Annotated in this window: 1 protein-coding gene; it reads right to left on the reverse strand. The window is 49.9% G+C overall.

The genetic code is table 11. The annotated features are described in order from the left end of the window. A partial coding sequence (locus tag R7190_RS30270; protein WP_318138262.1) for a DUF4124 domain-containing protein occupies positions 1-487 on the reverse strand: 487 nt, incomplete at its 3' end. Positions 488-533 lie beyond the last annotated feature (46 nt).

The raw sequence follows: 533 nt of genomic DNA on the forward strand, positions 1-533 counted from the left end.
CATGAACCGCGATAGTATGTGTGCCGCGATCGATGTTGTTTAATTGCCAAGTGAGCTGCGTTTGAGGTGCGCCATAAGGTTTCCCATCGAAGAACAGTTGCAGTTGTTCACCAATGCCAAGCTTACGATTGGCTTCCAGCTGGATATTGATCAAGCCACGATTACTACGAATGGTTTCATTGTGTTGAGGTGTGAGCATCGCCAGCTGCAAAGGTTGAGGCTTATCCGTTTTCTTTTCTGGCTCTTCTTCTGGTTCGGGGGCTGCTTTGGCTTGTGGCGCAAGTGATTCCGTGCTCTCGACTTCTGGTGCTGGTGCACTGGCTTCAAGATTGGGCAATGCGATGGTCTTCGCGCCTTGGTTTGGGGTGTCACTGAAGTGCACTACGCCGTTTTCGTCTACCCAAGTATAAGCGACCTGAGCCGAGGCTACAGAGGCCAGTAGCGTGCCGCTGAGTATACATAGCGATGGAATAAGCTGAACTTTCATTGCTCACCTTCTTTTGATCGATGATTTCACGTTTCAATGGCTTAGG

Source organism: Vibrio sp. 1078-1 (genome assembly GCF_033340475.1).